The sequence below is a fragment of the Kitasatospora sp. NPDC056531 genome, assembly GCF_042794375.1.
Taxonomy (GTDB): domain Bacteria; phylum Actinomycetota; class Actinomycetes; order Streptomycetales; family Streptomycetaceae; genus Kitasatospora.
In genome coordinates this window covers 61,010-67,042 of sequence record NZ_JBHTTU010000044.1, presented here as the reverse complement: position 1 = coordinate 67,042, position 6,033 = coordinate 61,010, and the positions used below count along the sequence as shown (strand labels likewise).

Genomic DNA, 6,033 nt, shown 5'->3' with positions numbered 1-6,033 from the left:
GAATAAGCACCGAGCCGCACCGCGACAACGCGAAACGACCGGCACGAACCGGAAGTGGTGTTTCAGAGGAGTGGCCGCCCCGGGACCGTCCGCGCCGATGCGTGTCCGGTGCTCCCTGGCGAGCGACTGGGAGACAGTACCCCTTACCTGGCGCCCGAGACAATTTGCGGAAGCACCCGCCGCTCCGGACTCCCATCAGGTCAGCGTTCAGGATCGCTCCGGGAACGCAGGCGTTCCATCTTGATCCCCTACACAACCTCGGCGGCGATCCCCTGGTAGGCGGCGCGCAGTTCGGTGAGCACAGGGTGGGCGGGGTCGAAGGCGGTGCCGTCCACGGCGGCGAGCGGGCGCACGCCCACGCCCGCGTTGGCGGCGAAGGCCGCGTCGAACTCGTCCAGCCGGGTGGCGTGGACGGGCTCGCGGGACTGCGTGCCGCCGTACGCACCGGCCAGCAGCGCCTCGGTGACGCCGGGCAGGCTGGGGCCCTCGGGCCAGACCAGGCGGTCCCCGGCCAGGAAGCCGACGTTCCAGGTGGCGCCCTCGGTCACCCGGCCGTTCTCATCGGTGAGCAACGCGTCGTCGTACCCGGCAAGTTGGGCCAACCGGCGGTGGTGGACCAGACCGAACAGGCCGACGTGCTTCACCTCGGGCAGCTCCCGCCGGTACACCGTCGTCCGCACCCGCAGTGGGCCGGGCTCGGCCGTCGCGGCCGGGCGGGTGGTCACCAGCAGGGCGGGCGCGGCGGGTGCGGCGGGACGTTCCAGGCCGAGAGCGGGGTCGTACCCGGTGACCCGGACGATCACCGGCCCGCCGTCGGCGGGCAGCACCGCGCGGATCCGCGCCCGGACCGCCGCCCGGTCCAGCTCGGCGCCGAACAGCGTCCGGCAGTCCCGGACCAGCCGGTCCAGGTGCAGCGTCAGACCCCGGACCCGGCCCGCCTCGGCGCGCAGGGTGGTGAAGTGCCCGTAGTTGAGCAGCCCCAGGGCGGCGAGCCGCGCCGGGTCGGCGGGCGCGCCGTCGATCTCGATCTCAGCCATCCCCCGAGTCTGCCAGCTGCGCGGTCGCCTCCGGCGCCGGCACCGGACGGTACGGGCTCACCACCCGGCGGCCCGTCCCCCGGGCGGCCTGCTCGAACTGCTCGATCTTGAAGGCCAGCCCCTCCGGCTCCCCCGCGTCCGACCAGCGCCACGCCTCCGCCCACCACTGCGGCCCGCGCACCATCGGCCGCCCGGCGAGCGCCAGGTACAGCGCCAGCGTCGACCGCGCGTACTCGTGCACCCAGCCGTCGCAGCCCCGGTAGTCGGCGGTCTCGTCCAGCCGCAGCCAGCGCCCCTCCTGCCCGGCCGCCAGTATCGGCACCCAGCCGCGCTGCCGGTCGGCGACCAGCAGGAGCAGCCGCCCGGCCTCCTCGCGCACCCGGTGCAACGGCAGTTGGGGCATCCGGGCGAGCGACAGCGACCGCTTCCAGCCCACCACCCACAGGCCCCGGCGCAGGTAGTACCGGACCGCCGGCTGCCAGGTCCAGTGCGCCTCCAGCCGGAACCCCGGCAACCCCTCGGTGGTGGCCGCCGCGTACACCTCGTCCAGCGCGGCGGCGGCCAGCCCACGACGGCGCGCCGCGGGCCTGACGTAGAGGGAGCTGACGGCGAGTTGGCTCGGCCCCTTGGTCCAGTTGTCCACCGCGACGGTGCCGACGACCTCCGCCCGGTCATCCCGGATCCAGTACCGCCGCCGGTACAGCTCCCCGCCGGGCCACTCCCGCCCGCTCTCCCCCAGCCGCTCCCGCCAGGCCCGCTCGGCCTGCGGCGTCAGCCCGTCCGGGTCCACCACCTCGCCCAGCTCGCCCTCCACCAGGGACGCCAAGTCCCACAGCGCGAACCGCCGTTCCTCCCCCTCCACCGCCGCCCGCAGCCGTTCCCCCGCCGCCAACCGCCCCTGCGCCCGCTCCACCGCGGCATCCCACGACCTCACACGCGCCACGATACCGGGCCGCCGGGCACGAGCCGTAATCCGCCGAACACTGACCGTCAGGCCGCGGTCACCGGGCCTCGGCCCGGGGCTCTCGCGCCGCCGGGCTCGGCAATCGGGGGCGCCGCCGGAGCGGCCGGCCACCACGGGCGAGCAGCAGCGGCAGCCCGAGCCCGACCACCGACAGGCCGGCACCGAGCACCAGCAGCACCGCGAGGACGACCAGCAGCAGCGGCCCGAGCAGCGCGCCGCAGAGCAGGTGCGCCCAGCAGCGCGGCACCCAGCGGGTGAACGGGAAGCGCAACGGACGGGCCCGCAGCACGGCCCGGACGGCCACCGGTTGCGGGTCCTCGTTCACCCGGCCACTCTAACCAACCGGCTGACGGTCCTTCGGGGGCGGAGGAACGGCGACGGGCGCCTTGCGCGGCCGGGTCAGGGCGACCGCGGCGATCACCAGAGCGCCGCCGGCCAGGGCGTTCCAGCCCACCGGCTCGGCCAGGAAGGCGGCGCCGAGGGCAGTGGACCACAGCGGCATGACGTAGGTGACGGCGGAGGCGACGGCGGTGCCCGCCACGCGGACCAGGCCCAGGTTGAGCAGGTACGCCAGGCCCGTACCGAGCGCGCCGAGCACCAGCAGGGCAGCGGCCGCCGAGCCGCCCGGCCAGTGCGGGGCGCCTGCGGCAAGCGGGGCGATCAGCGCCAACTCAACTGCGGCGCAGCTGATCTGGAGCGCGGACAGGGCGGTCACCGACTCCGGGCGGCCGGACAGGAAGCGGCGCAGGTAGGCGAAGCCGGCGCCGTAGCAGCAGGCGGCCGACAGGCAGGCGAGGGCGCCGACGGTCGCGCCGGGGCCGAGGCCGTGCCACACCCCGAGCACGGTGAGCACGCCGACGAAGCCGAGCGCGAGGCCGAAGAGCCGGCGGGCGCCCGGGCGGCGCTCCTCGGGGACGGTGAGCACCGCGAACAGCATGGTGAACAGCGGGGTGGTCGCGTTCATCACCCCGGCCAGCACCGAGCTGACCCTGGTCTCGCCGAAGGAGAACAGGGTGAACGGCACGGTGTTGAGCAGCACCGCGACCACCGCCGAGTGCCCCCACAGCGCCCGGTCCCGCGGGGCCCGCTCGCCGCGCAGCAGCAGGACCGCCCACAGCGTGAGGGCGCCGAGCAGGCTGCGCCACAGCGCCACCCACACCGGCGGCACCCCCGCGTCGACCGCCACCTTGATCAGGGCGAAGCTCGCACCCCAGATCGCCGACAGTGCCAGGAAGCCCGGCAACCAGCGCCGCACCCCGACCACCTCCCCGTCCGTCCTCCCGTTGTGTTCTGGACAGAGGGTGGCCCGGCGGCGGACCATGAGTCCAACAAGTGGCGGTGCCGGAACGATGAGGAAGTCTCATGGCCTCGGAGGTCAACCTGGCCCAGCTCAGGGCGCTGGTCGCGGTCGCCGACACCGGCGGCTTCGGTGCGGCCGCCGACGAGCTGGGCATCAGCCAGTCCGCCGTCTCGCACGCCGTCGCCGCGCTGGAGCGCTCCCTCGGCTCCCCCGTGCTGCGGCGCGGCAGCCCGTGCCTGCCCACCCCACTCGGCGAGCAGATCCTGCCGCACGCCCGGACCGCCGTCGCCTCCGCCGCCGCGGTACGCACCATCGCCACCCGGCACTCCGGCGGCCCGACCGGCACCGTGCGGCTGGCCGCTCCGACCACCGTCTGCCAGGCGCTGCTGCCCGGGCTGCTGCGGGACTGGAAGGCGGCGTACCCGCAGGTCACCGTACGGCTCTTCGAGGGCGAGGACGCCGAGCTGCCCGCCTGGCTGGAGGCCGGCACGGTGGACGCCGCCGTGCTGGTGGACGCCGGCCCGCTGCCGCCCGGGGCGGTCGCGCTCGGCGCCGACTCGATGCACGCGCTGCTGCGCCGCGACCACCCGCTCGCCGGGCAGGAGGCCATCCACGTGGCCGAACTGGAGGACGACGACTTCCTGCTCTCCGAGGGCGGCTGCGAGCGCCACATCCGCGAGGCCTACCGGCGGGCCGGCACCCGCTTCACGCCCCGGCACCGGATCCGCGACCTCAACACGTTGATCGGCATGGTGCACGCGGGCGTCGGGGTCTCGGTGATGCCGGCGCTGGCGCTGACCATGCTGCCGCCGGACTGCGTGCTGGTGCCGATCCGGCCCGCCGTGCACCGGACGCTGACGCTCACCGGGCCGACCGGCCGGCCCTGGTCCCCGGCGGTCAGCGGGCTGCTCGCGGGGGTGGGTGCGGGCGTGGGCGTGGCGGCCTCGGCCTGAGGGGAGGGTGTCCCCGCAAGCCGCCCGCCGGCAGACCGCCCTCTGACGGGTCGCCCGGCGAGGACGGCCGTGGACGGGGACGGCGCTCGCCGACCCGCGTCACCCCCGCGCCCCGGCCGCGGTGCTGTTCGCCGTACGCCCCGCCGCCGCACTGCACCGCCAGCCCCAACGGCGCCCTCGACGGTCTGCGCGGCCGGAAGGTGTTCGTCAACTCCAGGGCCTGAGGCCGGTCCTGCCGCGGCGATCGGTTTGACCATTTCGGGGTTGACCACCCTTCATCAACAGGTCTATACCAGTTAGGGCCATCGGCAACCACCCGCCGCCGACGGTCCGTTCGGCCGTCACGCCACCCCCACCCCCGGCGCGACCAGGCCTGCACTCCCCCACCGCCGTTCACTGGCCCACCGCCGTTCACTGGCCCACCGCCGTTCACTGGCCCACCGCCGTTCACTGGAAAGGCTTCCGATGGAACGCGCTCTTCCCCCACAGGTTCCCTCGCAATTCCCCCCACAGCAGCGCACCGCACCGGCACCGCGCAGATCCCGGGCCGCGCTCGCCGTGGCCGGGGCGCTCGGGCTGGTCGCCGGGGGTGTCGCCGCGCTGGCCGGCACCGGCCCGGCCGCGGCCTCCACCGCCGACAGCGGCACCGGCCTGGGCAGCAACTGGTACGCCTCGGCGCCGTACCTGATGCCCGAGGACAACAGCCCGCCGGACGCCGCCGCCGTGATGGACGCGACCGGGCAGAAGGCCTTCCAGCTGGCCTTCATCCTCGCCCAGGGCAACAGCTGTTCGCCCGCCTGGGGCGGCACGTCCTCGATCGACGGCGACACCACCATGCCGGCGGTCATCCAGACCATCCGCGGCAAGGGCGGGGACGTCTCGGTGTCGGTCGGCGGGTACGGCGGCACCAAGCTGGGCCAGGTCTGCGGCACCCCCGAGGCGACCGCCGCCGGGTACCAGCAGGTGGTGACCAAGTACAACCTCAAGGCGATCGACTTCGACCTGGAGGAGCCGGAGTACGAGAACACGGCCGCGATCCACAACGAGATCGGCGCGGCCCGCATCCTCCAGCAGAACAACCCCGGGCTGTACGTCTCGATCACCACCGCCGGGACCAACGCGGGCACCGGCTGGTTCGGCACCCAGATGCTGGGCGAGGCCAAGTCCCAGGGCTTCACGCCGAACAACTACTCGATCATGCCGTTCGACGGCGGCTTCAACGGCGCCACCGCGCAGACCGACGCGCTGGTGAAGTTCAACCGGATACTGCAGACCACCTTCGGGTGGAACGAGGCCACCGCGTACGCCCACGAGGGCGTGTCGATGATGAACGGCCGCACCGACGCCGCCGAGTACTTCCACCAGGCGGACTTCCAGACCGTGCTGGACTTCGCCACCGCGCACGGCCTGGCCCGGTACACCTTCTGGTCGGTGAACCGGGACCGCCAGTGCACCGGCCCGGTGGATCCGGGACTGTCCGGCTCCTGCTCCAGCGTGGCGCAGAGCGACTGGGACTTCACCAAGTACACGGTGAAGTTCGCCGGGGCGACCCCGCCCACCACCCCGCCGACCACGCCCCCGTCCACCCCGCCGACCGGTCCGGGCACCTGCACGGCCCCGGCCTGGAGCGCGAGCACCACCTACACGGCGGGCGCCAAGGTCTCGTACAACGGGCACGACTACCACGCCAAGTGGTGGACGCTGAACGAGGTGCCCAGCGCCAGCGGTCAGTGGGGCGTCTGGGCCGACGACGGCCCCTGCTGACGAGAACACCCGGAC

Annotated in this window: 6 protein-coding genes; 2 read left to right on the top strand and 4 right to left on the bottom strand. The window is 74.4% G+C overall.

Going from position 1 to position 6,033, the window contains the following annotated elements; all coding sequences use genetic code 11:
- Positions 1-248 precede the first annotated feature (248 nt).
- From ACFQ87_RS29575 to ACFQ87_RS29560, 4 genes are all read right to left on the bottom strand, one after another.
- On the bottom strand, positions 249-1,037 hold the full coding sequence (locus ACFQ87_RS29575; RefSeq protein WP_380613901.1) for an aminotransferase class IV: 789 nt from the start codon (positions 1,035-1,037) through the stop codon (positions 249-251).
- Positions 1,030-1,971, bottom strand: a complete 942-nt coding sequence (locus ACFQ87_RS29570) for a GNAT family N-acetyltransferase (RefSeq protein WP_380613900.1) — start codon at positions 1,969-1,971, stop codon at positions 1,030-1,032. The genes ACFQ87_RS29575 and ACFQ87_RS29570 overlap by 8 nt, the downstream gene beginning before the upstream one ends.
- A 67-nt stretch (positions 1,972-2,038) precedes the next feature.
- On the bottom strand, positions 2,039-2,326 hold the full coding sequence (locus tag ACFQ87_RS29565) for a sensor domain-containing protein (protein ID WP_380613899.1): 288 nt from the start codon (positions 2,324-2,326) through the stop codon (positions 2,039-2,041).
- 9 nt (positions 2,327-2,335) lie between these two features.
- Entirely contained in the window at positions 2,336-3,256 is a 921-nt protein-coding gene (locus tag ACFQ87_RS29560) for a DMT family transporter (RefSeq protein ID WP_380613898.1), read from the bottom strand.
- Positions 3,257-3,363: 107 nt separating this feature from the next.
- Here ACFQ87_RS29560 and ACFQ87_RS29555 point away from each other — a divergent pair, with 107 nt between their 5' ends.
- Positions 3,364-4,254: a LysR family transcriptional regulator gene (locus ACFQ87_RS29555; RefSeq protein ID WP_380613897.1), complete on the top strand. Its 891-nt coding sequence runs from the start codon at positions 3,364-3,366 to the stop codon at positions 4,252-4,254.
- A gap of 558 nt (positions 4,255-4,812) precedes the next feature.
- Positions 4,813-6,018: a carbohydrate-binding protein gene (locus ACFQ87_RS29550; RefSeq protein ID WP_380613896.1), complete on the top strand. Its 1,206-nt coding sequence runs from the start codon at positions 4,813-4,815 to the stop codon at positions 6,016-6,018.
- The last annotated feature ends 15 nt before the right edge of the window (positions 6,019-6,033 follow it).